Annotated in this window: 18 protein-coding genes and 1 pseudogene; 6 read left to right on the forward strand and 13 right to left on the reverse strand. The window is 64.6% G+C overall.

The annotated features are described in order from the left end of the window. Positions 1 to 129 precede the first annotated feature (129 nt). From ahpC to ACEN9Q_RS18265, 9 genes and pseudogenes are all read right to left on the reverse strand, one after another. Complete coding sequence (gene ahpC / locus ACEN9Q_RS18225; protein ID WP_495625552.1) at positions 130 to 693, reverse strand: alkyl hydroperoxide reductase subunit C; 564 nt, start codon at positions 691 to 693, stop codon at positions 130 to 132. 145 nt (positions 694 to 838) lie between these two features. Next, a complete protein-coding gene (locus ACEN9Q_RS18230) occupies positions 839 to 2056 on the reverse strand; it encodes a hybrid sensor histidine kinase/response regulator (RefSeq protein ID WP_495625553.1) in 1218 nt (405 codons plus the stop codon). After that, on the reverse strand, positions 2053 to 2667 hold the full coding sequence (locus ACEN9Q_RS18235; RefSeq protein WP_056440514.1) for a chemotaxis protein CheB: 615 nt from the start codon (positions 2665 to 2667) through the stop codon (positions 2053 to 2055). Before ACEN9Q_RS18235 ends, ACEN9Q_RS18230 begins: the two co-directional genes overlap by 4 nt. Continuing rightward, on the reverse strand, positions 2664 to 3494 hold the full coding sequence (locus tag ACEN9Q_RS18240; protein WP_495625554.1) for a CheR family methyltransferase: 831 nt from the start codon (positions 3492 to 3494) through the stop codon (positions 2664 to 2666). The genes ACEN9Q_RS18235 and ACEN9Q_RS18240 overlap by 4 nt, the downstream gene beginning before the upstream one ends. Before the next feature lie 8 nt (positions 3495 to 3502). Next, the gene (locus tag ACEN9Q_RS18245) at positions 3503 to 6964 is read right to left on the reverse strand and encodes a response regulator (RefSeq protein WP_495625555.1); all 3462 of its coding nucleotides are present in this window, start codon (positions 6962 to 6964) and stop codon (positions 3503 to 3505) included. A gap of 160 nt (positions 6965 to 7124) precedes the next feature. After that, positions 7125 to 9683 carry an excinuclease ABC subunit UvrA gene (locus tag ACEN9Q_RS18250; RefSeq protein ID WP_495625556.1) on the reverse strand — a complete coding sequence of 853 codons (2559 nt, stop codon included), beginning with the start codon at positions 9681 to 9683 and terminating at the stop codon, positions 7125 to 7127. Between the two features lie 75 nt (positions 9684 to 9758). After that, positions 9759 to 10838, reverse strand: coding sequence for an SDR family oxidoreductase (locus ACEN9Q_RS18255; RefSeq protein ID WP_495625557.1), 1080 nt, complete (start codon positions 10836 to 10838; stop codon positions 9759 to 9761). 42 nt (positions 10839 to 10880) lie between these two features. Continuing rightward, positions 10881 to 12158 (reverse strand): nucleotide disphospho-sugar-binding domain-containing protein, encoded by a 1278-nt coding sequence (locus ACEN9Q_RS18260; protein ID WP_495628970.1) that lies wholly within the window; start codon positions 12156 to 12158, stop codon positions 10881 to 10883. Between the two features lie 379 nt (positions 12159 to 12537). Next, a pseudogene (locus ACEN9Q_RS18265) lies at positions 12538 to 13455 on the reverse strand (DDE-type integrase/transposase/recombinase). Positions 13456 to 13783: 328 nt separating this feature from the next. Here ACEN9Q_RS18265 and ACEN9Q_RS18270 point away from each other — a divergent pair. Beyond that, entirely contained in the window at positions 13784 to 14533 is a 750-nt protein-coding gene (locus ACEN9Q_RS18270; RefSeq protein WP_082547898.1) for a CPBP family intramembrane glutamic endopeptidase, read from the forward strand. Positions 14534 to 14687: 154 nt separating this feature from the next. Here the strand turns inward: ACEN9Q_RS18270 and ACEN9Q_RS18275 are convergent, their stop codons facing one another. The 3 genes from ACEN9Q_RS18275 to ACEN9Q_RS18285 form a co-directional block, all read right to left on the reverse strand. Beyond that, positions 14688 to 15008: an IS5 family transposase gene (locus ACEN9Q_RS18275; protein ID WP_056440527.1), complete on the reverse strand. Its 321-nt coding sequence runs from the start codon at positions 15006 to 15008 to the stop codon at positions 14688 to 14690. A 147-nt stretch (positions 15009 to 15155) separates the two neighbouring features. Further along, positions 15156 to 15620 carry a cyanophycin metabolism-associated DUF1854 family protein gene (locus ACEN9Q_RS18280; RefSeq protein WP_056440530.1) on the reverse strand — a complete coding sequence of 155 codons (465 nt, stop codon included), beginning with the start codon at positions 15618 to 15620 and terminating at the stop codon, positions 15156 to 15158. 3 nt (positions 15621 to 15623) lie between these two features. After that, a complete protein-coding gene (locus ACEN9Q_RS18285; protein ID WP_082547899.1) occupies positions 15624 to 17909 on the reverse strand; it encodes a cyanophycin metabolism-associated ABC transporter in 2286 nt (761 codons plus the stop codon). 339 nt (positions 17910 to 18248) lie between these two features. Between ACEN9Q_RS18285 and ACEN9Q_RS18290 the strand changes: the two genes are divergently transcribed. The 4 genes from ACEN9Q_RS18290 (at position 18249) to ACEN9Q_RS18305 (ending at position 23921) form a co-directional block, all read left to right on the forward strand. Continuing rightward, positions 18249 to 20432 (forward strand): cyanophycin synthetase, encoded by a 2184-nt coding sequence (locus tag ACEN9Q_RS18290; RefSeq protein WP_495625558.1) that lies wholly within the window; start codon positions 18249 to 18251, stop codon positions 20430 to 20432. Positions 20433 to 20513: 81 nt separating this feature from the next. Then, positions 20514 to 23084: a cyanophycin synthetase gene (cphA, locus tag ACEN9Q_RS18295; protein WP_495625559.1), complete on the forward strand. Its 2571-nt coding sequence runs from the start codon at positions 20514 to 20516 to the stop codon at positions 23082 to 23084. Between the two features lie 188 nt (positions 23085 to 23272). Next, positions 23273 to 23635 carry a hypothetical protein gene (locus ACEN9Q_RS18300; RefSeq protein ID WP_157201824.1) on the forward strand — a complete coding sequence of 121 codons (363 nt, stop codon included), beginning with the start codon at positions 23273 to 23275 and terminating at the stop codon, positions 23633 to 23635. A 73-nt stretch (positions 23636 to 23708) separates the two neighbouring features. Continuing rightward, complete coding sequence (locus ACEN9Q_RS18305; protein WP_157201825.1) at positions 23709 to 23921, forward strand: hypothetical protein; 213 nt, start codon at positions 23709 to 23711, stop codon at positions 23919 to 23921. Between the two features lie 162 nt (positions 23922 to 24083). On the opposite strand, the gene ACEN9Q_RS18310 is transcribed toward ACEN9Q_RS18305, so the two are convergent. Then, entirely contained in the window at positions 24084 to 24326 is a 243-nt protein-coding gene (locus ACEN9Q_RS18310; protein ID WP_495625560.1) for a hypothetical protein, read from the reverse strand. Positions 24327 to 24722: 396 nt separating this feature from the next. Here ACEN9Q_RS18310 and ACEN9Q_RS18315 point away from each other — a divergent pair, with 396 nt between their 5' ends. After that, positions 24723 to 26279 (forward strand): glycoside hydrolase family 43 protein, encoded by a 1557-nt coding sequence (locus ACEN9Q_RS18315; protein ID WP_056440541.1) that lies wholly within the window; start codon positions 24723 to 24725, stop codon positions 26277 to 26279. Positions 26280 to 26289: the final 10 nt, after the last annotated feature.

Raw genomic sequence — 26289 nt, forward strand, 5'->3', positions numbered from 1 at the left:
CTGTGGCGGGCCCATTCCGGTCGGGCTCGTGGGGAGGGGGGCGGACACGAACCGCCCCTCGCGGTCCGTGCCTGGTACTACGGTGCTGCAGTATCGTAGGGTGGGCACCCTGTGCCCACCGCACGTTACTTAGATCTTGCCGACCAGGTCCAGCGACGGCTTCAGCGTTTCGGCGCCTTCGGTCCACTTGGCCGGGCAGACTTCGCCCGGGTGCGACGCGACGTACTGGGCGGCCTTCACTTTGCGCATCAGTTCGGAAGCGTCGCGGCCGATGCCGTTGTCGTGCACTTCCATGACCTTGATCTGGCCTTCCGGATTGATCACGAAGGTGCCGCGCAGGGCCAGGCCTTCTTCTTCGATCATGACTTCGAAATTGCGCGTCAGCTCGCCGGTCGGGTCGCCGATCAGCGGGTAGTTGACCTTCTTGATCGCTTCCGAGGTGTCATGCCATGCCTTGTGGGCGAAGTGGGTGTCGGTCGACACGCCGTAGACTTTCACACCCATCTTGGCGAACTCCGGCTGGAAAGCAGCCAGGTCTTCCAGTTCGGTCGGGCAGACGAAGGTGAAGTCCGCCGGGTAGAACATCAGGACCGACCAGGTGCCCTTGAAGTCGGCTTCGGTCAGGTCGATGAACTTGCCTGCGTGGTAAGCGGTTGCTTTGAACGGCAGGATTTCGGTGTTGATGATGGACATGCAGTACTCCTCTTTCGGGGTTAAAAAAATGCTCAGGTGCGTACTATACCTTGCGCACCCATTCATGTGAAATTGATTGAACAGATTCTATCAATTGATTTTACCTATCGCTGGGTGGACACAATGGTGCCACCCGACGGAGATATCAGGCCGACGCTGCCGCTGCCAGCTGGGCCATTTCCGTGCACGGCAAGGTGAGGCTGAAGCAAGCGCCCTGCCCCGGCACGCTCTCGACCGTCAGCTGGCCGCCATGCGACGCGGCCAGCTGGCGCGAGATGTACAGGCCAAGGCCGAGGCCCTTCGGCTCGCCGCTCTTGGCGCCGCGCTCGTAGGGCTCGAAGATGCGGTCGATGAAATCGGGCGCGATGCCCTTGCCGTGGTCGCGCACGGCGATGCGCACGTTGCAGCCTTCGTCGTGGACGCTGACCTCGACCGCACCGCCGCCGCCGTAGCGCAGCGCATTGGTCAGCAGGTTCACGACGACCTGCTCGATGCGGAATTCGTCCCAATAGCCTTCGACCGGGTGGTGCGGCGCGAGCACGACGTTGGCGCCGGCCGCCGCGGCCTGCAGCGACAGATCGTTGACGACGCGCTCCAGCAACGCGAGCAGCTCGACCTTGCCGGGCCGGATCGAGAGCGTGCCGCTCTTCATGCGCGAGACGTCCAGCATGTCGTCGATGAGGCGGATCATCGCCTTGATCTGGCGCTCGTCGCGCTTGATCATATTGCCCATCTGCTCGGGATTGAACGCCGGCAGGTTGCCGCGCTTGAGCTGCAGGCTGCGCATCTGCGTTTCCAGGAACAGCGTGTTGAGCGGCGTGCGCAGCTCGTGCGCGACGAGGGACATGAATTCGTCGCGCATGCGCAGCGAGCGCTGCAGTTCGGCCTGCGTCGCGTTCAGTTCGCGCAGCAGCACTTCCTGGTCGCGCCGCGCCGCTTCCAGCGCCTCCATCTGGCGCTGCATCTCGCGCCGCTGCTGGTCGAGCGTGACGAAGACCTTGACCTTGCTGCGCACGGCGTCCGGGTCGAGCGGCTTGTACAGGAAGTCGACGGCGCCCGTCTCGTAGCCCTTGAATGCATAGTTCAGCTCGCGGCCGGCGGCGGACACGAACACGATCGGGATGTTGCGCGTGCGCGAGGTCGAACGCATCAGCTCGGCCAATTCGAAGCCGTCCATGCCCGGCATCTGCACGTCCAGGATGGCCAGCGCGAACTCGTGCTCGAGCATCAGCGACAGGGCTTCCTCGCCGGACTGGGCCTGGAACACCTGGCGCTGCTCGTCGCGGATCAGGGCGTCGAGGGCGCGCAGGTTTTCCGGCAGGTCGTCGACGATCAGCAGTTTGCTAGGGTCGTGTGCGCTCATGGTTCATTCGTCTCCAACATGGGCAACAGGGCGTGGATGCGCGCCAGCGGCAGGATCAGGTTCGGTGCGCAGCGGTGGATGGCGCTCACGGGCATCGTGGGAACGTGCGCGTCCGCCGGGTCCTGCACGACGGTGAAGCCGCCGCGGGCGCGGATGCGCGCCATGCCGTCGGCGCCGTCGTGGTTCGCGCCCGTGAGCAGGATGCCGGCCAGGGCGGGGCCGTAGACGTCCGCGCTGGATTCCATCAGCACATCGATGGCCGGCCGCGCGAAGTGCACGGGCGGCTCGCAGCTGAGCGAGAAGGTGCGGTCGCGCTCGACGGACAGGTGGTAGCCGGCACCGGCAAAATACACGGTGCCGGGCGCGATCTCTTCCTTGTCGGCCGCTTCCTTCACGGGCATGGGCAGGCGCTCGTCAAACAGCTCGGCCAGCCGGCTGTCGCGGTTGCCCGGCACATGCAGGATACAGAACACGGACAGCGCAAAGCCGGCCGGCAATGCCGGCAGCAAGGCCACGAGGGCATCGACGCCGCCGGCCGAGCCGCCGATCACGACGGCCTCGAAGCGCCGGCCGCGCAGGCTGGCACGCAGCGCGTCGTCGGCGGGCGTCATGGCGCCACCTTGCGGAAGAGGCGCTCGCGCTTCGCGAGCGGCTCGAAACGCTGGGCATAGGTGGAAAAGTCGATGCTTTCCTTGCTGCCGAGGCCGAGGAAGCCGCGGTGGCACAGCGATTCGTGGAACAGGCCCAGCACCCGGTTCTGCAGGCGCCGGTTAAAGTAGATCATCACGTTGCGGCAGCTGATGAAATGCGTCTCGGCGAACACGCTGTCGGTCGCCAGGCTGTGGTCCGCGAACGTGACGTTGTCGACCAGCGCGCGGTCGAACAGCGCGCCGCCATACGCCGCCGTGTAATAGTCGGAAAACGCGCGCGTGCCGCCCGCCTTCTGGTAATTCTCGGTGTACACGCGCATCTTATCCAGCGGCATCACGCCGCGCCGCGCCGCTTCCAGCGAATCCGGATTGATGTCGGTCGCGTACATTTGCGTGCGCTCCAGCAAGCCCTCCTCATGCAGCACGATCGCGAGCGAATACACCTCTTCGCCCGTGCTGCAGCCGGCCACCCACACGTTCAGCGACGGATACGTCTTCAGGAACGGCACGACCAGCCGGCGTATGGCCAGATAATAATCCGGGTCGCGGAACATTTCCGTTACAGGGATGGTCAAAAACTGCAGCAGCTGCGTGAACGCGGCCGGGTCGTGCATGACGCGCGCCTGCAAGGCCGAGATCGTATCGCACTCCATCGCACGCAGGGCGGCGAGGACGCGGCGTTTTTGCGACGCCCCCGTGTAATCGCGGAAATCGTAGTTGTACTTGAGGTAGACCGCTTCGATCAGCATCTGCAGCTCGATGTCGACGTCGCTCGCAGGATTGTGCATCGGTTTCTTCAAATGCGCTCCAGCGTCGGCATCCACACGCGCAGCAGCGAGTACAGCCGGGTCAGGTCGATCGGCTTGGCCAGGTAATCGTTGGCGCCCGCAGCCAGGCATTGTTCCTGGTCGTCCTTCATCGCCTTCGCCGTGATGGCGATGATGGGCAGGCGCGCGAAGCGCTTGTCCTGGCGGATGCGGCGGGTCGCTTCCAGCCCGTCCATGCCGGGCATCATCACGTCCATGAGGACCAGATCGATCGCTTCGTTATCGTCGAGCTTGGCAATGGCTTCGAAGCCGTTGCGGCCCACTTCCACCCTGGCGCCGCGTTGTTCCAGCGCACTGGTCAGCGCGAACACATTGCGCACGTCGTCGTCCACGAGGAGGATCGTGCGGCCTTCGAACACACGATCGCGCCCGCGCACCGTCTTGAGCATCGACTGGCGTTCCGACGACAGCTGCGATTCCACCTTGTGCAGGAACAGCGTCACCTCGTCCAGCAGGCGTTCCGGCGAGCGCGCGCCCTTGATGATGATCGAGCGCGAATATTTCAGCAGCTCCGCTTCCTCGTCGCGCGTCAGGTTGCGGCCCGTGTACACGATGACGGGCGGGAACGAACACAGTTCTTCCAGAGACATCCGCTTGAGCAATTCGTTGCCCTGCATATCGGGCAGCTTCAAGTCGATGATCATGCAGTCGAAAATCTGCGTGCGCAACAAATCCAGGGCTTCCGCGCCCGATCCGACGGCCGCGATCTCGACGTCGGCATCGGCGATCAGCTGCACGACGCTGTCGCGCTGGCGTTCGTCGTCCTCGACGAGCAGCACGCGCTTGATGGTCTGCGACGACTTGTCCTTGAGCTTGCGGAACACCTCCTCCAGCTGCTCGCGCGACGTCGGTTTCAGCGCGTAGCCGATCGCGCCCAGGTGCAGCGCCTCGCCGCCATTGTCCTGGCTGGACACGACGTGGACGGGGATGTGCCGCGTGGCCGGATTGTCCTTGAGCTGTTGCAGCACGGACAAGCCGGAGCGGTCCGGCAGGCGGATGTCGAGCAGGATCGCATCCGGGCCGCCGTTCGCGGCCAGTTCCAGGCCTTCCTGCGCCGTCAGTGCGACGAGGCAGCGGAATTCCATGTCGTGCGCGAGGCCGTACAGGATGCGCGCGAATTCCGGCTCGTCCTCGATCACGAGCACCGTGCGCACGCCGGCGGCGGGCTCGCGGCGGTCGTCGGCGAACGTCGGCGGCGCCTCCTGCGGCAGCGCGGCGTCCGGCGCGGGAACGGGTTCGGGCGCGGCCGCCTTCGGCTGGGCCGGCGCCGGCACGGGCGGCGTGGCCGCGACGGTGCCGTTACGCGGCAGGCACAGCGTGAACGTGCTGCCCTCGCCCGGCGCGCTCGTCAACGTCAGCGTGCCGCCCAGTAACGCCGTCAGGTCGCGCGAGATGGACAGCCCCAGCCCCGTGCCGCCGTACTTACGCGCGGTGGAACCGTCGGCCTGGTGGAAGGCGTCGAAGATCTTGTCCTGCTGCTCGGCCGCGATGCCGATGCCGGAATCCTGCACGGCGAACTGGATCCAGCCGTCCGTGCCCGCGCTCACGTGCAGGGTGACCTTGCCGGCATCCGTGAACTTGACGGCATTCGACAGCAGGTTCTTGAGGATCTGCTCAAGCCGCTGGCGGTCCGTGTGGATGCTCATCGGCACGTCCGGCTCGACGCTCAGGTCGAACGTCAGGTGCTTCTGGCGCGCCAGCGGTTCGAACACGCGCGCCAGACCCTCGATGACGCGGCGCAGCGGCAAGTCTTCCGGCACGAGCTCCAGCTTGCCGGCCTCCACCTTGGAAATATCGAGGATGTCGTTGATCAGGTTGAGCAGGTCGTTGCCGGCCGAATAGATCGTCTGGGCGAAACGCACCTGTTCCTCGTTCAGGTTGCCGTTGCCATTGTCCGCGAGCAGCTTGGCGAGGATCAGCGAACTGTTCAGCGGTGTGCGCAGTTCGTGCGACATGTTCGCGAGGAATTCGGACTTGTAGCGGCTGGCCCGTTCCAACTCCAGCGCCCGCTCGCGCAATTGCTCCTGGGCTTGCACCAGCGCCGTGTTCTTGTTGTCGAGGTTGGTGGCCTGCTCGGCCAGCTGTTCGTTCGTCTGCTCCAGCTCGGCCTGCTGGTTTTCCAGCGCCGACTGCGATTCTTCCAGCGCGCGCGACTGTTCTTCCAGTTCCTCGTTCGCCGTGCGCAGCTCTTCCTGCTGCACCTGCAATTCCTCGTTCAGCGCCTGCTGCTCTTCCAGCGCCGCCTGCAGGCGCTGGCGGTGCAGCACATTGGCGACGGCCGCGCCGATCGATGCCCCGACCGTTTCCATGAACTGGATGTCGCGCTCGCGCACGCCGTGCAGGAAGCCGATTTCGATGACGCCCTTGATCTTGCCGAAGTTCGACACCGGCGCGATCAAGAGTTCGCGCGGCGCCGTCTCGCCCAGCGCCGAGCCCACCTTGATGTAGTCCGGCGGCAGCTCGCGCAGCAGGACGACGCGGTTCTCGTTGGCGGCCTGGGCGGCCAGCGACTCGTTCGGCTGCAGGATGCGGCCCTGCTCCGTGTCCGCATGGGCGAAACCGTAGGCGCCGATGCGGGTCAGCGTGCCGTCCTCGCCGCGCACGTACATCGCCGCCACGACGCCGTTCAGGTAGCGCGCCAGGTAGCCCAGCACGGCCTCGGCCAGCGGTTCCAGCGCGATGATGCCGGTCGTCTTCGCGCTCAGTTCGGTCAGGCCGATGCGCTGCCAGGCCTGCTGGCGCAGCTGGTCGTTATGGTCCGCCTCGTGTTGCAGGACGTCGCGGTACGACGCGGACAGCGCCATCAGCTCGCGCCGGCCGAACAGCGCCAGCAGCCCGGCCACGATGAAGCTGAACGCCAGGAACGCGGCGACGGACCAGCTGATCACGGTGCGCGAGGACGCGTTGCGCTCCTGCAGCAGACGCTGTTCGACGAGGATGAAATCGAGGAACTCCTGCCTGACCTGGTCCGTCAGCACCTTGCCGCGGCCGCTCTTGATCGTGTCGATGAAATCGTTGTTCTTGCCGCGCCGCGCGATCATCTCTTCGGCAAAGGCCTGCCAATCCTTTTGCGCGGCGCGCACCCGTTCGATGCGCTCGGATTGCACGGGATTGTCGTCCACGAGACGCGCCAGATTCTTGAGTTCGCCTTCCATGCGCGGCTTGGCCGCGAGATAAGGCGTCAGGAAATCATCGTCGCCCGACAACAAATAGCCGCGCATGCTCGCTTCCATGTCGGCGGACAGACGGCTGACGTCGTTGGCGCGGCCGATCACACGCTCGGAATGCTCGACCCAGCTCAGGACGTTGATGAGGTAGGCAATGATACCGACGAACACCAGCGCGCTGAGGACGCCCATGCCGAGCGGCATGGCGACGTTGCGCGACAGGATGCGGCGGAATTGGTCACTATCGATGCTTGAACCGGCCATGCTGTCGTTGTTGTTAAGAAAAAAATATCCCTAGTGTAACGCAAGCAAAGAAACCGGCGCGTTCGTTTGAACGTGTTTTTTCGCAAAGTCGGCGGCGTTACGTGGCGTTGCCGAGTATTTACAGCAAAAATAGACGACGTTAGAACGCAGTCGCCGACGTTCACGTCGCCCGCCCGGGCAGGAACGCGGCGAGGTACGGCGCCGTGCGGCTCGCGCGCGCCTTGGCGATCTCGGCCGGCGGCCCCGCCGCCACGACCGTGCCGCCGGCCTCGCCCGCGCCGGGGCCGATGTCGATCACCCAGTCGCAGGCCGCGACGACGCGCATCGTGTGTTCGACCATGATGACGGTGTTGCCGGCGTCGACGAGGCGGTCGAGCTGGGCCAGCAGGCGGTCGGCGTCGAGCGGATGCAGGCCCGTCGTCGGTTCGTCCAGCACGTACAGGGTGCCGCCCCGTCCCGTCCGCTGCAATTCCGTCGCCAGCTTGATGCGCTGGGCTTCGCCGCCGGACAGCTCGGTCGCGCTCTGCCCCAGCCGCAGGTAGCCGAGCCCCACCTCGCGCAGCACCTGCAGCGGTCGCGCGACCGGCTCCTCGGCGGCGAAGAAGGCATGGGCCTCGTCGACCGTCATGCCGAGCACCTCGGCGACGTTGCGGCCGTTGTAGCGCACGGCGAGCGTGTCGGCGTTGTAGCGCGCGCCGCCGCAGGTGGGGCAAGGCGCGTACACGCTCGGCAGGAACAGCAACTCGACCATCACGAAGCCCTCGCCCGCGCAATGCTCGCAGCGGCCCTTGGCCACATTGAACGAAAACCGGCCGGCGTCGTAACGGCGTTTCTTCGCGGCCGGGGTCGCGGCGAACAGCTTGCGCACCTGGTCGAACAGGCCCGTGTACGTGGCGAGGTTCGAGCGCGGCGTGCGGCCGATGGGCTTCTGGTCCACGCGCACGAGGCGGCGGATGCCGTGCAGCGCACCGGCGATGTGGCCGACGGTCGGGATGTCGGCCTCCCGTTCGAGGTCCATGCCCTCCTCGGTGTCGTCGGCGGCGCCGCCCTGCCCGAGCGCGGCGCCGACGAGGTCGACGAGCACCTGGCTCACCAGCGTCGACTTGCCCGAGCCGGACACGCCCGTCACGCCCGTCATCACGCCCAGCGGGAAGGCGACGGCCAAGTCGTGCAGGTTGTTGCGCGTGACGCCCTCCAGCCGCAGCCAGCCCGTCGCCGTACGCGGCGTGCGCGCCGGCGGGCGGATCGCATCGGCCGCGTCGGGGAACAGGTAGCGCCGCGTGTGCGAGCCGGCCACGTCGCGCAGGCCGGCAGGAAGCCCGCTGTAGAGGATCTGCCCGCCCTGCTCGCCCGCCTGCGGGCCGACGTCGACGATCCAGTCGGCGTGGCGGATTACATCCAGCGCATGCTCGACGACGAACAGCGAATTGCCCGCCGCCTTCAGGCGCGCGAGCGCGTCGAGCAGCGCTTCGGTATCGGCCGGGTGCAGGCCGGCCGACGGCTCGTCGAGCACGTACACGACGCCGAACAGGTTCGAACGCACCTGCGTGGCCAGGCGCAGGCGCTGCAGCTCGCCCGGCGACAGCGTCGGCGTGCTGCGCTCCAGCGCCAGGTAGCCGAGGCCCAGCGCCAGCATCGTGTCGAGCCGCGCGCACAGGTCCGCGGCGATGCGCTGCGTGACGATCAGCTGCTCGGGATGCTTGCCGCTGCGCGCTCTGCCCCTGGGTTCCGTCCCGTCCACGTAAGGGCGCAGCAGCTGCGCCAGCCGTTCGAGCGGCACGCGCGACAGCGTCATGATGTCCATGCCGGCGAACGTCACGGAGAGCGCTTCCCGGCGCAGCCGGCGGCCCTGGCACAGCGGGCATTCGGTGCTCACCATGTAGCGCGCCACGCGCTTCTTCATCGATGCGCTTTCCGTGTTCGCGAAGGTCTGCAGCACATAGCGGCGCGCCCCGCTGAACGTGCCCTGGTAGCTCGGGGTGTCCTTGCGCCTCAGGGCGCGCCGCGTTTCCTCGGGCGTCAGGCCGGCGTACACGGGGACGGTCGGGGTCTCGTCCGTGAACAGTATCCAGTCGCGCACCTTCTTCGGCAGGTCGCGCCACGGCGTGTCGACGTCGTAGCCCAGCGTGACGAGGATGTCGCGCAGGTTCTGGCCGTGCCACGCGGGCGGCCACGCGGCGACGGCGCGCTCACGGATCGTCAGGCTGTCGTCCGGCACCATCGACGCTTCCGTCGCGTCGTACACGCGGCCGAGGCCCGAGCACTGCGGGCAGGCGCCTTCCGCCGTGTTGGGCGAAAACGATTCGGCATACAGCAACTCCTGGCCGGGCGGATAGTCGCCGGCGCGCGAATACAGCATGCGCAGCGAATTCGACAAGGTGGAGACGCTGCCGACGGACGAACGCGTCGTCGGCGTGCCGCGCTGCTGCTGCAGGGCGACGGCGGGCGGCAGGCCGTCGACGTCGTCCACTTCCGGCACGGGCATCTGGTGGAACAGGCGGCGTGCGTACGGCGACACCGACTCCAGGTAGCGCCGCTGCGCTTCCGCGTACAGCGTCCCGAACGCGAGCGACGACTTGCCCGAGCCGGAGACGCCGGTGAACACGACGAGGGCGTCGCGCGGGATGTCGAGGTCGACGTTTTTCAGGTTGTGCTCGCGCGCGCCGCGCACGCGCACGTAGCCGGTCTTCGGCGGCGGTTTGCTGGATGGGTCGGGCATGCCTGCGGCTCCGGATGCGTCACGATGCCCTATTTCAGCACGCGCGCACCCGGCCGTCCGTGCGCTCGGCCACCGTCAGGGAATCAGCGCGCGGGCCCGCAGTTCGGAAAACAGGTCGAAAAACGAGTCCTCGGTCGACTGCCACGCCGCGAAGCCGAGGCGGCGGCTGTTCGCCATGTCCGTCATCACTTCGATGGGCCGGCCGAGGTCGAGGTCCGTGTGCCAGGGCGACACGAGGCGGTTCAAGTCGGCCTCGTGGAGCTTGTGGCGCGTCGCGATCGCGCGCCACACGGCGTGATCGTTCGCCATCTCCGCCTCGAGCGGTTGCGTTGCGCCCTCGAAACCGGCCGCCTGGACGCCGAACCACGCGGCCAGCCGGCGCCACAACCAGCTCCAGCGGAACACATCGCCGTTCGCGACGTTGAAGGCCTGGTTGCGCGCCGCATCCGTGTCGGCGGCCCAGCGCAACTGCCTGGCCAGCATGCGCGCGTCCGTCACGTCGGACAGTCCTTCCCACTGCGCCTGCGAGCCGGGAAACCGGAAGGGGCGCCCGGTTTCCTTGCAAATCGACGCGTACACGGCCAGCGTCGTGCCGAGGTTCATCGCATTGCCGACGGCCATGCCGATCACCGTGTGCGGCCGGTGCACGGTCCACGTCAGCCTGTCGCGGGCGGCCGCGGCGTAGACCTCGTCCTCCTGCACATAATAAAAATTGTCGAGCGGGAGGCGCGGCTGGGATTCGCGCAGCGGCGTGTCGGGCAAGGTGCCGGCGCTGGCATAGGCGTCGAACGGGCCGAGGTAGTGCTTCAGGCCCGTGACGAGCGCCACGTGGCGCACGGTCTTGCGATGGCTGAGCGCATCCAGCAGGTTGCGCACGAGGGCGGCGTTGACGCGGATGTTCTCGGCCTCGCTGTCCTGGCGCATCCACGTCGTGATGAAGACGTGGGTCGGTCCGGCGCTGCCGAACGCCGTCGCCAGCGCCGCGCCGAGGCGCTCCGGGTCCAGCAGGTCGGCCGGCACGGGGATCAGTCCCGGCAGATCGGCGGGCGGCCGGCGCGCCAGGCCGTACACGGTCCAGCCGTGGGCCAGCAGTTCCCGTGCCGTGGCATGGCCGCCGATGCCGCTGGCACCCACGACGAGTGCGCTTCTTTGCATGTCCGCCTCTCCGTTGACGATCGCCCCATATTCTTGCTTGCTTCAGGAATGGACGTCGCCCTGTTGCCGGGTCGCCGCGAGGTCGTCGAGCGCGGCGCACATCCTGTCGACGCCGGCGCGCGGCCGGCATCGCTGCGCCACGGCGCGCGTGCGCTTCGCCAGGCCGGGGGCCGCCAGCAACGCGTCCAGCCTGCGCGCGAGCCGTGCATCGTTCAGCCGCCCCGCGGGCAGGCTCGCGCCGACGCCGAGCGCCGCCACGCGCGCGCCATTGTCGAACTGGTCGTGCGCCAGCGGCACGACGAGCTGCGGCGTGCCCGCGCGCAGCGCCTCCGCCGTCGTGCCGATGCCGCCGTGGTGGACCAGCGCGGCCGCATGCGGCAGCAGGAGTCGCAGCGGCACATAGTCCTGCCACAGCATCGTCGGCCGGAGGTCCGGCGGCACCTGGTCGCGATGCGGCGTGAGGAAGATCGCGCGCCGGCCCAGGCGCGCGGCCGCCGCACAGGCAGCGCGGAAGTACGCCGCCGCCTGCGTGTTGCCGGTGCCGTGCGTGAACACGAGCGGCGCCGCGCCGGCCTGCAGGAACGCTTGCAGACCGGCGGCCAGCGACGCATCGGCGTTCGGATCGAACAGGGGAAAATCGCCGCGGACCAGCGGCTGCGGCCAATCCGGCTGCGTGAGCGCGAACCAGTCGGGGAACAAGGTCAGCGACAGGTCGGGCACGGCCGCGATCCAGTCGACCAGCGTCGCCACGGGCGCGCACCCGCGCGCGATGCGCGCCGCGTTCACGTCCGCCAGCGCGACGGGATCGACGAAGCGCTTGCCCACCCAGCGCCAGAAGCGGCGGCGCGCCGCCAGCGGCACCCACGCGGGCACGCGCCACGGGCCGACCAGCAAGGGATCGTGCACCGTCACCAGGTTCGCCGGCGCCAGGTAGGCCGCCGCGATGCTGACGCCGGGATGCACCGCGCGGCACAGGTCCGCCTCGGGCAGCGCGAGCGGGTGCACGAGCAGAACGCAGCGTTCATTCGCCGGCAGCGCCTCGACGAACGGCACGATGCGCGCCATCGCCGGCCGCGTCGCGCGCCAGACGACGCCGAAGCCGCGCGTCGGGTGCCACAGGTCCGGGTCGCGCAGCACGGCTTCATCGGCCGGCAGGCCGGTGAACGGCAACCCTGTCGGCCGCACCCACGGACCGTGCTGCTCCGGCGCGAGGAAACTCACGCGGTGGCCGCGCGCGCGCAGCGCGAGGGCCAGCGCCAGGAACGGGAACAGGTCGCCGGCCGAGCCGATCGTGACGACGACGAAGTGGACGGGTTCGATGCGGGCCTCCTTGTTGCGTTGCCGCTACTGTACCCGAAGCATGCGGCCAGCTTGCGTAGCAAACGCTGAGGCTCGGACAGCGGTCCAGAATTGTCCACTTGTCACGCCACGGACACGCAAGGGAAAAATGAGCGCTTATCCACCTGCCTCGCTGCCAACCGGAAGGACGAGCGATCAATCAAGTTTAAAGATTCCGGGAGAAAAATTCACCGATGCCTTTGCCAGTGACAAGCATGACACGGTGACGAAGCGAATGCCGCAGCCGTGCAATTGAGCATTTGTTGTTGCAAATCAGGAATGTCGTCCTTGCGTGGTCTTTAAATGTCGAGACCGGCTGGTTATACACGCGTTTCCTGAACAATTCAGGGCGTTTTTCGTGTCAGTCCTTGAGTGCCTGAACAGGTATTTTATGGTTGAGCGCCCGCTGCGGAATGCTGTGGTTATGAATCTTGACGTAATTGCGCAGCGTCGATTCCAGGTCGGCGGCTGAACGGAAACGTGTCTGGTTGACGATGTCGCTGACGCGGCCATTGAACCGCTCGCCCATACCATTGGTCTGCGGGTGGCGAGGCGGAATGAGGCGATGCTCGATGCCGAACTGCTTGCACAGCCGGTCGAACACGTGTGTGCCGCCGGGTTCCTTTTTCTTGCCGTCGGCCGTGAAGCGATCAGTGAACTGGCTGCCGTTGTCGGTCAGCAGCTTAACGATCTTGACGGGGCAGGCCTGCCGCACCTTCGCCAGCAAATCGACGCTGCTGCTGCCGGTCTGGTCGGCATTCAGTTCGATGTAGACCCAACGCGTGGCGCGGTCGATGGCGACGAACAGGTAGTGGCGCGACGTCTCGTCGGGCATCTGCGGCAGGTACTTGATATCGATGTGCACGAAGCCCGGCTCGTAATCCTTGAAAGCTTTTTCGTGACCGGCGTGGCGCCCTCCTGCTCGACCAGATCGCGCAGGTCCGAGACCCCATGACGGCGCTGACAGCGTCCCGGGCCGGCGCGAGAGGCGGCAGGATTGATGAATTCACGCCTGATCGTCAGCAGGCCGTCGGTCGGTAGCAGCAACGTTTTGCGCAGTCCCACCACGATGAGTTCCTGTTCGGGCGACAGCGTGGTGTACATCTTGACCGGCGCGTTCGATTTGTCTTCCGGTGTATCGCGGTTTTGCCACTTCCGGATGGTCTGGCGAGTGACGTTGTTCAGTCTGGCCAGTTCGGCTTGTGGGAGCGTCGAGTTCCTGATTTTCCTCGCGGATCAGGTGGGTCGTACGGGCTTGGCTGTGGAGCGCTTGGATCATTGAATTGCCAGTGAAAGATCGAATTGGAACAGTGTACGCAAAACGTTTCTGGCCTTGAAAAGCGGCCAGCTACGGATGGGTACACGATCCCACGAGTCTAAACACTTGGAGACACCGTTGAGACAGTGAACTGGAGTGGCTGGATGGGGGCTGTTGGCAATACGCAATCGGCGCAATCCGATGCATTGTCTCACGCTGCGCAAAAGCAAAACGGCAGATGAGTCCGCATCGGATGGCGGATTTAACAATATCTATCGCCAGATGATATTTAACTAACCAATCGACGCCCCAACTTAATAGGTTGGGGCGCAAATGAAATCCAGAGAAGATGGAACATATAAAAAAAATCAACATTTGGCTTTTTTTGCCTGTTTTGTTCGTGGCAAAATTATGGGCTGCGATAGATAAAGGCAATGCGGGACCGTGGAACCTAGCAATAATGGTCACTTGCTCAGTGCTGTTGTTGCTGTACGTCGAAAGAAATACCGCTATGCGAAGTATAGCTTGGCAGGGCGTGCTATGTATTTCATATATAGCTCTTGTGCTATTCATTCTCTTCGCCTTGGGGCTCAGAGAAAAGGAATTATCTTTCGTAAAATCTTTAATTCCTTACAGCCGTTGGCCAATGTTTCTAATTGATGCGTTTGGCGCAGCTGTTTCGGAAGAAATAATTTTCAGAAAGTTTCTTCTGTGCTCGCTTCTAAAAAGGATGAGACCGATATATGCCATAGTTTTATCCTCGCTAATCTTTTATCTTTGCCATTTCTCAATAATGGCAACAATCATAATCAGCGGGATATTTTATGCAAGCGTCGCTCTTAGATGGAATTCGCTTTTGCTGGCAATAGGAATGCATACTATATATGATTTCCTTGGAAATATGGCATTATCTGTTGGCCAAGTATCTGTCACTATCATAGGAGACCTTAATGCGTACCAAGTGTTGCATGGAGCAGCTGCCCTTTCTGACTTTATATTCATTGCCGCATACTTCACGATGATCTTTGCTTTTGATATTATCTCCGCCTGCGCAGTCAAAATAAAAACAAGGAGAAAAATAGAGGAGATTGCGTCATAAGTTAAGGCCACGTCGAATAACCCGGCTTTCGGCATGAGCCAGGCAATGTAGTGCTTGATTCGGCGTTGCTACGCGGCTCCATCAACGTGATTTCGATAGCCGCTCGTATCTGGATGAGGTCAGTTTGGCAAGCGCAGGGTGCCAAACTGCTGGTTTAGAACGGTGCCACCCGATGTTCTTTCAGGAAGACCAATCGCTTGAGGTTATAGCTGCGACGGTCCAGCAACTGGTACTCCAGCGCGTCGTCGGCAAGGTTATATAACTGTTGAAGCACCAGGGTCTTGATCATCAAGACTGTCGGGTACGGCGGCCGACCACCATTGGCGCGCGAAGGCCGCGGTGTCGCTGCATCGATGCACGCGGCCAGCGCCTCAAAATCGACGTGCTCGGCCAGACCGACCAAAGGATCGCCTGTTTTTGCTCGCCGGTCTTCGCGCTCCTGCTCGGCAAAAAGGCTGAGCCGGGGTTTCATCATGACGACACTCGCCGGCTGCGTCGATGTCAGGATGTTACTCAGCCATCGTCAGCCTGGCCGAGGTTTTTCGAGGTGGCCTTAACAGGATCCAGATCCCGCCAGCCGTGAATTCCTGGCCACGATAGCGCCCGCATCAGCCAGGAACGCTTATAGGAACCGGTCCAGAATCTTCCTGCTCCCCTTGTCGATCGCGAACATGTCGCGGATGAGGAAGTGGATGCCGTGGCTGTCCGCGATCAGCAGCGAATAGGCGCCCAGGCGGCGGATGTCTTCCTCGCCTTTCAGCACGAACTCGGTGTCGCCGCGGTCCGTTTTGACGGTCCACGTACACGGCGTGGCGAAGCTGGAGACGGCCTTGATCGACTCGATCGCGGGCATGAATTCGCGGCCGTCCAGTTCATCGGTGACGAGCGCGCGGAGGTCGGCCGGCAGGGTCTCGAGGTCGTCGATCCACGCGACTTCCTTGCCGCCGTCGCGCACGAGCGAGATGCCCTTCGTCGGCGCCTGCACGGGGAACGAGCGCACCGGCGCCACGCCGACGAATTCCTCGCCGTCGCCGTTCGTCAGTACCAGCTTGCCGAACGCATCCCGGCGTAAAGTAAAAGTGGTCATCGTTCAGTCTTCCTTGTTGCCGTCGTCCGGGTCCTGGTCGACGTTGCGCGCCTGCGCCTCGTACAGCCGGAAGTAGGCGCCCTGGCGCGCCATCAGGTCGTCGTGGTTGCCCTCTTCCACGACCTGGCCGCGGTCCAGCACGACGAGGCGGTCGGCGCGGTGCAAGGTGGAGAGTCGGTGCGCGATGGCGATCGTCGTGCGGCCCTGCACGAGGTTGTCCAGCGCCTTCTGGATCTCTTTTTCCGTTTCCGAATCGACCGAGGACGTGGCCTCGTCGAGGATCAGGATCGGCGGATCGATCAGCAGCGCGCGCGCGATCGAGATGCGCTGGCGCTCGCCGCCAGACAGGCCCTGGCCGCGCTCGCCGACCATCGAATCGTAGCCCTGCGGCAGGCGCAGGATGAATTCGTGGGCGTGCGCGGCGCGGGCGGCCGCGATGATCTCTTCGCGCGTCGCGTCCGGCTTGCCGTAGGCGATATTTTCCGCGATGGTGCCGAAGAACAGGAACGGCTCCTGCAGCACGAGGCCGATGTGGCGGCGATAATCGGCCACCGCGAAGCTGCGGATGTCGCGGCCGTCCAGCAGGATCGCGCCTTCGGCCACGTCGTAGAAGCGGCAGATCAGGTTGACCAGCGTGCTCTTGCCGGAACCCGAGTGCCCGACGAGGCCGACCATCTCGCCCGCCCTGATGTTCAGCGAGATGCCGCGGTTGACGGCGCGGTTGCCGTAGCGGAAGCCCACTTCGCGCAGCGCGATATTGCCTTCGACCTTGTCCAGCTTGACCGGATTGACGGGGTCCGGAACGCTCGACACGTGGTCGAGGATGTCGAAGATGCGCTTGGCGGCCGACGCGGATTTCTGCGTGACGGACACGATGCGGCTCATCGAATCGAGGCGGACGTAGAAGCGGCCGCTGTACGCGATGAATGCCGAGAGCACGCCGACGGTGATCTCCTGCTGGCTCACCTGCCAGATGCCGAAGCACCAGATGATGAGCAGGCCAAGTTCCGTCAGCAGCGAGACGGTCGGCGAAAACAGCGACCACACCTTGTTCAATTTGTCGTTGACGGCCAGGTTGTGCTTGTTCGCTTCGCGGAACCGCGACGCTTCGCGGTGTTCCTGCGCGAAGGCCTTCACGACGCGGATGCCGGGGATCGTGTCGGCCAGCACGTTCGTGACCTCGCCCCACACGCGGTCGATCTTTTCGAAGCCCGTGCGCAGCTTGTCGCGCACGACGTGGATCATCCACGCGATGAACGGCAGCGGCACGAGCGTGATCAGCGCCAGCTTGGCGTTAATGCTGAACAGGATCACGCCCGTCATGATGATCATGAGGACGTCCGACAAAAAGTCGAGCAGGTGCAGCGACAGGAACACGCAGATCCGGTCGGAGCCGCTGCCGATGCGCGACATGAGGTCGCCCGTGCGCTTGCCGCCGAAGAATTCCAGCGACAATCGCAGCAGGTGTTCATAGGTTTCCGAACGCATGTCGGCACCCATGCGCTCCGACACGAGGGCCAGGATGTACGTGCGGCCCCAGCCCAGCGCCCAGGCCAGGATGGAGGACGCGAACAGGCCGCCCATGTACTGGTAGACGAGGCGCGTGTCGATGTGCTTGCCGTTCTGGTACGGGATCAGCACGTTGTCCATCAGCGGCATCGTCAGGTATGGCGGAATCATGTGTGCGCCAGTACTTGCCAACATGAGCAAGAATCCGACGAGCAACTGACCGCGATACGGCCTGGCGAAGCGCCACAAACGGAACAGCGTCCAGGTCGACGGCGGGGTGTGGAGGACCTTCGTGCAGATCGGGCAGTCTTCCTGGTCCGGTTCGAGCGGCGCCTTGCAACTCGGACAAGTGTGCTGTTCGGGCGGCTGCACGGCGACGCCGCTGACGTGGCTGTCGACCTGGTCGTGGAACTGGTCGACGACGCGGATGGCCTGCAGGTTCTGGCCCAGGGTGAAGCGCCAGGCCGCCAGCAAGCCGTTCTGGTCGGTCAGTTCGAGGTGGCCGACGCCGCCGTGGTCGTAATGGCGCATTGTCAAACCGGCACGATACGGCCAGTCGCGCCACATCGTGTCGCCGGGCGCGCGCGTGAGCAGGCGATAATTGGTGACGACGAGAATACCTTTGGTGAAACGTAATTTCGCATCGAGGTCAACCTCGACGCTGTTTAAAACGTTTTCCCCGGGCGCAAGCTTTTTCGCGACGTCCGCCTGCCAGTGCTCAGGCAGGAAACCGGCGGTCAACGCCGGCGGAACGGAGGGAACGAGTTGTTGAGTTGTCATGTGATGCCGCCGGTAAAGGCAAAGTTTCCGGTTCTATTTCGGGATTGGAGCAGCCAAAGGCTGGCAGATCTGTACGATGGAACGTTGTGGGCGGTGTTGCCGTTGACACGCACGCCGGCTGAAAGGCGGCGCGTGGGCGTGTACGGTATTCTATCGGAGGGGCCCGACTGGCAGAAATCGGTTCGGCACGGTAAGCTTCGTTCCGGCAAGTATACAACATGTGCATTGTGGAAAGAGAGGAAGACGGGCCGTGATCCGGCGCCGTCTTTGACCAACGATGTGCAAACTTAGGCAACGCCACGCGATGAGAGAGCGGTCGTCGCGTGGCTGGATATTTTCATGACAAACAAGAAAGACATTGCAATTCTTCGTGTAAACCACCTGCGTGGACCGAACATCTGGACCTATCGCCCTGTCATCGAAGCATGGCTCGACATCGGCGAACTCGAAGAATGTCCTTCGAACAAACTTCCCGGCCTCTACGAACGCCTGACCGCCTGGCTGCCGGGCCTGATCGAACACCGCTGCGGCGTCGGCGAGCGCGGCGGTTTCCTGGAGCGCCTGCGCGACGGGACGTGGGCCGGCCACATCCTCGAACACATCGTCCTCGAACTGCAAAACCTGGCCGGCATGAAGACCGGCTTCGGCAAGACCCGCTCCACGGCCGACCAGGGCATCTATAAAATGGCATTCCGCACGCGCGACGACACCGTCGGCCGTGCCGCGCTGCAAGCCGGCCACGCCCTCTTGATGGCCGCCATCAACGATACCCCGTTCGACCTGCAGGGCAAGGTGGACGAGCTGACGGAACTGGTCGACCGCTACTGCCTGGGCCCGTCCACGGGCCACATCGTCGAAGCCGCCACCGACCGCCGCATCCCGTCGATCCGCCTGACCGACGGCAATCTCGTGCAGCTGGGCCATGGCGCCGCGCAGCGCCGCATCTGGACGGCCGAGACCGACCGCACGAGCGCCATCGGCGAATCCATCGCCAGCGACAAAGACCTCACCAAGACCCTGCTCGGGTCCTGCGGCGTGCCGGTACCGGAAGGCACCGTCGTGCGCAGCCGCGAAGCCGCGTGGGAAGAAGCGCAGGACATCGGCCTGCCCGTCGCCGTCAAACCGGTCGACGGCAACCACGGCCGCGGCGTATCGTTGAACCTGATGTCGGAAACGGACGTGCACGCCGCGTACGCCATCGCGTCCGAGGAAGGCGATTCCAGCGCCGTCCTCGTCGAGCGCTTCATTCCGGGCAACGAACACCGCCTGCTCGTCGTCGGCTCGAAAGTCGTCGCGGCGGCAAAGGGCGAATCGCTGTGGGTCGTCGGCGACGGCGCATCCACCGTGACCCAGCTGTGCGACAGCCAGATCAACATCGACCCGCGCCGCGGCAACTCGGAAGAATTCCCGCTCAGCCCCGTGGTGCCGGCCGAGAGCGACGAAGTGAAACTCGATCTCAAGCGCCAGGGCCTGAACCCGGATTCGATCCCGCAGGCCGGCCAGAAGGTGCTGATCCAGCTGAACGGCAACGTGGCCGACGACGTCACGGACGAGGTGCACCCGGACGTCGCCCACGTGGCCGCGCTGGCCGCGCGCGTCGTGGGCCTGGACATCGCCGGCATCGACCTCGTGTGCGAAGACATCGCGCGTCCGCTGGAAGAACAGCGCGGCGCCATCATCGAAGTCAATTCCAGCCCGGGCCTGCTCGCCCACATCAAGCCCGCGCAGGGCGAGCCGCGCAACGTCGGCCGTGCGATCGTCGAGCACCTGTTCGCCGATGGCGAGACGGGACGCATCCCGCTCGTGGGCGTCACCGGCACCACGGACGCCGCGCTGGCCGCGCGCCTCGTCGGCACCGTGCTGAACCTGTCCGGCAAGCACGTGGGCGTGGCGAACCGCGACGGCCTGTTCCTCGACAGCCGCCAGGTCACGACCCAGGACGGCACCGGCTTCGACGCCGGCCAGCGCCTGCTGATCAACCGCACCGTGCAGGCCGCCGTGTTCGAATCGAACGCGCGCACGATCCTTTCCGAAGGCCTGCCCTACGACCGCTGCCAGGTCGGCATCGTGACCGACATGGGGAACGTGGCCGACGTGGCCGACCTGTACGTGCGCGACGAGGATGCGCTGTACAACGTCGTGCGCAGCCAGGTGGACGTCGTGCTGGCCGACGGCGCGGCCGTGCTGAACGCGCATGACCCGCGCGTGGCCGCGCTGGCCGAACTCTGCGACGGCGCCGTGCTGTTCTACGCGCAGGACGAAGCCAACGACGTGCTGCGCGCGCACCGCGCCGCCGGCGGCCGCGTCGCCTTCGTGCGCGACGGCCACATCGTCCTGGCGCAGGGCAGCGAAGACATGCCGCTGCTGGGCATCGACAAGGTCAGGCCCGCCACCGCCGCGCAGCCGGACGCCCTGCTGGCCGCCGCGCTGGCCGGCTGGGCGCTGGACGTGCCGACCGACTTGATCTGCGCCGGCCTGCGCACCTTCGACGCAGCCGGCAAAAAGAAGGGCAAAGCCTCATAAAGATACGTGCCCGGCATGACCGGGCCGGTGCGCGCCAGCTACCAGGAGCTCTGGCGCCGCAAGACCCTAAAGGAAAGACCCATGGAAGTAACACGCGTACGGGCCCTGCGCGGCCCGAACCTCTGGAGCCATCACACGTCGATCGAGGCGATCGTCACCTGCGCGCCCGAGGAAGAATCGATCGGCGCCCTGTCCGGTTTCGAGGCGCGCCTGCGCGCCCTGTTCCCCGACATCGGCGCGCTGCAGCCGACCGGTCATGACGACAAGATCCCGCTGGCCCACGTGCTGGAAGTCGCCGCGCTCGCCCTGCAGGCGCAGGCCGGCTGCCCCGTCACATTCAGCCGCACGACCGCCACGCTGGAGCGCGGGGTCTACCAGGTCGTCGTCGAATACAGCGAGGAAGACGTCGGCCGCCTGGCCATGCAACTGGCCGAGCAGCTGTGCGCCGCGGCCCGCAACGACCAGCCGTTCGACCTCGACGGCGCGCTCAAGCAGCTCCGCGACCTCGACGAGGACGTGCGCCTCGGCCCGTCGACGGGTTCGATCGTGCACGCCGCCGTCGCGCGCGGCATCCCGTTCCGCCGCCTGACCGAGGGCAGCCTCGTGCAGTTCGGCTGGGGCAGCCGCCAGCGCCGCATCCAGGCCGCCGAGATCGACGCCACCGGCGCCATCGCGGAATCGATCGCCCAGGACAAGGAACTGACCAAGACCCTGCTGAACGCGGCCGGCGTGCCCGTGCCGCTGGGCCGCAGCGTCGCCGACCCCGAGGACGCGTGGGCCGCCGCGCAGGAAATCGGCGTGCCGGTCGTGATCAAGCCCAAGGACGGCAACCAGGGCAAGGGCGTGACCGTGAACGTCACGACGCGCGAACAGCTGGACGCGGGCTTTGCCGCCGCGTCCGAGTTCCGCGCCGAGATCATGGTCGAGAAATACCTGCCGGGCCACGACTACCGCCTGCTCGTCGTCGGCAACCAGCTCGTCGCCGCCGCCCGCCGCGACCCGCCGCATGTCGTGGGCGACGGCGTGCACACGGTGCGCCAGCTCGTCGACATCGTCAACAAGGACCCGCGCCGCGGCGACGGCCACGCGACGTCGCTCACCAAGATCCGCTTCGACGACATCGCCCTGGCCTCGCTGGCCAAGCAGGGCTACGACGCCGACTCCGTGCCGCCGAAAGGCCAGCGGGTCACTCTGCGCAACAACGCGAACCTGTCGACGGGCGGCTCCGCCACCGACGTGACGGACGACGTCCACCCCGAAGTGGCGGCCCGCGCGATCGCGGCCGCGCACATGGTCGGCCTGGACATCTGCGGCGTCGACCTCGTGTGCGACAGCGTCCTGAAACCCATCGAGGAGCAAGGCGGCGGCATCGTCGAAGTGAACGCCGCGCCGGGCCTGCGCATGCACATCTCGCCGTCGTTCGGCAAGGGCCGCGCCGTCGGCGAAGCCATCATGGACACGCTGTACGCCCCGGGCGACGACGGCCGCATCCCGGTCGTCGCGGTGACGGGCACGAACGGCAAGACCACCACCGTGCGCCTGATCGCGCACCTGCTCGCGAGCTCGGGCCTGCGCACCGGCATGACGAACACGGACGGCGTGTACATCCAGGGCCGCCGCATCGACAGCGGCGACTGCAGCGGCCCGCGCAGCGCGCGCAACGTGCTGCTGCACCCGGACGTCGACGCGGCCGTGTTCGAGACGGCGCGCGGCGGCATGCTGCGCGAGGGTCTGGCATTCGATCGCTGCCAGGTCGGCGTCGTCACCAACATCGGCGCCGGCGACCACCTGGGCCTGAACTACATCACCACGCTGGAAGACCTCGCGGTACTCAAGCGCGTGATCATCCAGAACGTGGCCCCCGGCGGCATGGCCGTGCTGAACGCGGCCGACCCGATCGTCGCGGGCATGGCCGAAAACACGAAAGGCGACGTCACCTATTTCGCGCAGGACCCGTCGCTCCCGACCATGCAGAAGCACCGCGCGCAGGGCCGCCGCATCGTCTACGTCAAGGACGGCCACCTCGTCGCGGCGCAGGGCAAGAAAGAAGAGCGCATCCCGCTGGTCGAGGTGCCCATCACCCGCGGCGGCGCGGTCGGCTTCCAGGTCGAGAACGTGATGGCCTCCGTGGCCGCCGCGTGGGCCGTGGGCATCGCGTGGGACGCGATCCGCCTGGGTCTGAAAACCTTCGTCGGCGAAAGCGACAACGCGCCGGGCCGCTTCAATGTGTTCGACTACCGCGGCGCGACGGTCATCGCCGACTACGGCCACAATCCGGACGCGATTCAGGCTCTGGTGAACGCCGTCGAATCGATGCCGGCCAGGCGCCGCTCGGTCGTGATCTCCGGCGCCGGCGACCGCCGCGACGAGGACATCCGCGACCAGACCCGCATCCTCGGCAAAGCCTTCGACGACGTGCTGCTGTACGAAGACCAGTGCCAGCGCGGCCGCTCGGAGGGCGAAGTCGTCGCCCTGCTGCGCGAGGGCCTCGCCGGCGCCACCCGCACGACGCACGTCGACGAGATCAAGGGCGAATTCGTCGCCATCGACCAGGCGCTGGCGCGCCTGCAGCCGGGCGACCTGTCCCTGATCCTGATCGACCAGGTCGACGAGGCGCTGGCGCATATCACCAAGCGGGTGAAGGAAGGCTGACGTAGGCTTCGCGCTGTTCCGGAACGGGCGCCGCGTGCGCCCGTTTTGCTTTTTGTTGGTGCCGCTCAGAAACGTGGAGGGCCGCGCACGCTACGTTAGTCAGCGAACGTGCTCTGAGCAACATCTGGCATACCATGGGTGATCGTGGCCAGGTGTGATTACCTGCCATTCAAGCGAGCGGTGCAACCATGACGATCGACAAGGACACGCAACATCAGCCCGTACCGGCCCCCGAGATGCCGTTCCGGCGCCTGCTCTACCGGTTCCTGTTCTTCGACTGGCTGTTCCACGACGTCAGCGCCGCGCGCGACCGCTTCGAACGGCACGCCGCGCACCAGCACAACCGCAGGATGAGCCGCTACCTGCCCGTGTATCTGCGGCGCTGGTCGTTCCTGACCGCGTTCGATTTCGCGCTGGGCATCCTGTTCGAGAAAGTCCTGCAGGCGGGGTTGCTGTCGGCCTGGTTTTTTACCTGGTCGTGCGTGACCTTTACTGGCATGGTCGTCATCACGGTGGCGTGGCTCATCCTGAATCATGCGCGGTTCTCCTGAATTTGATGTTCGGTAAGTTGCCGCTGTGCAATTGCGCGACGATAGAGTCCGCAACCACCACGAGGAGGATGTCATGACTTACCGATGGATCGACGACCAGGGCTTGCTGAAGAAAATGCTGGGCGAACGGCGGATCGACCGCTGGACGGCCGATAACGTGCAGGACGCCTTGCGCGCGCGCGGGGTGCACGCGGCGGCGCGGGCGATGGAGTACCGGCGGGTGCGGATGGAAACGGCGCTCAGGGTGCTGGCAATGGCTAAAAGCCGGCGATCCACTTCCACCTGACGGCGCGGATGGTTCCCGCGCCCGGCAGTACGCTCAAGATCACGTCGCTCGGCTCGCGCGAGAACCTGCTCGGCAAACCGGTCACCGCGGTGCCCCTGGTCGGCCACGAGGGCGCTCCGATGCCGATGCCGTGGCGGCCTGGCACCGCTTGGCTGGTGTAGATCAGTCATCGAGCCTCAAGCGTTCGCCGATCGCGCGGGCGTTCTCATTGCAGCTCACTGCGAACGGCAGGTCGTCATGCACCCGGGCGTTGCCGCGGTCGCCGGGTGCACCCGCTCCCCTGGCCTCGGCCACCGCGTCGCATTCCCCGAAAACAAGCAATTCAAAAACAAGAATTGGCTGCCTCCCCCTGTCAAAAGAAAAATGGCTACGCGCATTGGCGATTTTGAAAATTGCGGCGTACACGGGGAGCGCGCAGAATGTAGCGCATCCTCTGGTGACCATTCGTGCGACATCGCGCCATGCCAGGCGCACTCTTGCCGGCACCGGCCTTGGCCGGCAGCGGCTCGCCACCCGTGCCCGGGCCCCTAAGGCAACGCCGACGCCGCCAATCGTCATCCCGGATCCCGCCGTTCCGCCAGCCCCGACGCAGGCGTCCGGCCTCTACAACCACGGCCAGGACTTTGCCGCCGACAGACACCTGGTGCCGCCGCCGCGGGGAAGCGATGCTGCAGGACCTTTTGCAGTCGTTTGTCAGGCGTCCTCGGACCGCCACGCACGATGGCAGCCGTGTTACACGTCGACTGAACGGGCGCCACGCGGCCTCGATCTCGCCGAACTCTCAATTTATTCTTTTATCCCATGAAAAATAAGCTTAGCCTCATTTTAGCGTTGCTGGTCTTGCCAGTTCAGGGCGTGGCTTTGGCGCAAGCGCAAAACCCCTTGATTTTTGCCGATGTGCCAGATATGTCCATGATCAGGGTTGGCAATAATTATTATATGAGCAGCACGACCATGCACATGAATCCGGGTGTGCCCATCATGAAATCAACCGATCTCGTCAATTGGAAGATGATCAATTATGCCGATGAGAAGTTGGCGGACATGCCGGAGCTGAATTTAACAGAAGGCAAAAACGCATACAGCAGGGGCACCTGGGCCAGCAGTCTGCGCTTCCATAAGGGCATGTATTACGTCACCACGTTTTCATACACCACGGGTAAGACCTATATTTTCAGGACCCGGGACATTGAAAAAGGAAACTGGAAGCGGACATCCTTCGAGCCAGCGTATCATGACAATTCGCTGGTTTTCGACAATGGCAAAGCCTACTTGATTCATGGCGCCGAAAATCTGAAGATTGTTGAATTGAAGGATGACCTGACGGGAGTGAAGCCGGGCGTTCCCGAGAAAGTTCTCATCGAAAATGCCAGTGCCCCGACAGGAAAGGAAATAGGCCTTAACGCGGAAGGATCCCAGCTATTTAAAATAAACGGGAAGTATTATTTATTTAACATATGCGCGCCACGCGGGGGAATGCGGACTGTCCTGATACATCGGGCAGACAGTCTCGATGGCCCGTGGGAAGGACGAGTTGCTTTCCAGGACAGAGGAATTGCCCAAGGCGGACTGATCGACACTCCTGATGGGCGCTGGTTCGCCTATCTTTTCCGCGATTATGGGTCAGTTGGCCGCATTCCTTATCTGGTGCCGGTCAAGTGGGAAGACGGATGGCCTGTATTGGGAGAAAACGGGAAAGCCCCGGACAAGCTGGACCTGCCGGCCAGCACGGGTTTGATTCCGAATCTGGTTGCCTCCGATGAATTCGATCGCAAGGCAGGACAGGCAGCATTGCCTTTGGTCTGGCAATGGAACCATAATCCGGATAATAAACTCTGGTCGGTACGGGAAAGAAAGGGATATCTCCGGCTGAAGACAGCCCGGATCGACACCTCATTTGTACAGGCAAGAAATACGCTTACCCAGCGCACGATCGGCCCGGCGAGCACCGGCTCCACCCTGGTGGATGTTTCCAGAATCAAGGAAGGCGATTTCGCGGGACTCAGCGCCTTCCAGAAGAATTTCGGACAGGTTGGCGTCAAGCTCGAAAACGGGCAAAAATGGATCGTCATGGTCAACGCCGCCTCCGATAAACCGGTGGAGGTACAGCGGATTCCTCTGACACAAAATCAAGTCTATCTAAAGGTCGATTGCGATTTTACCGATCTGAAAGACCAGGCCACCTTTGCGTACAGCCTGGATGGAAAGGCGTGGAATCGGATCGGCGACACGTTGAAAATGACCTACGCCATCCCGCATTTTATGGGCTATCGCTTCGCATTATTCAACTATTCAACGAAAAATCCTGGCGGATATGCAGATTTTGATTGGTTTCGAATCAAATACAAAGATAAATGATGAGCCTCCT

It is taken from the genome of Massilia sp. Masssp93 (genome assembly GCF_059491295.1).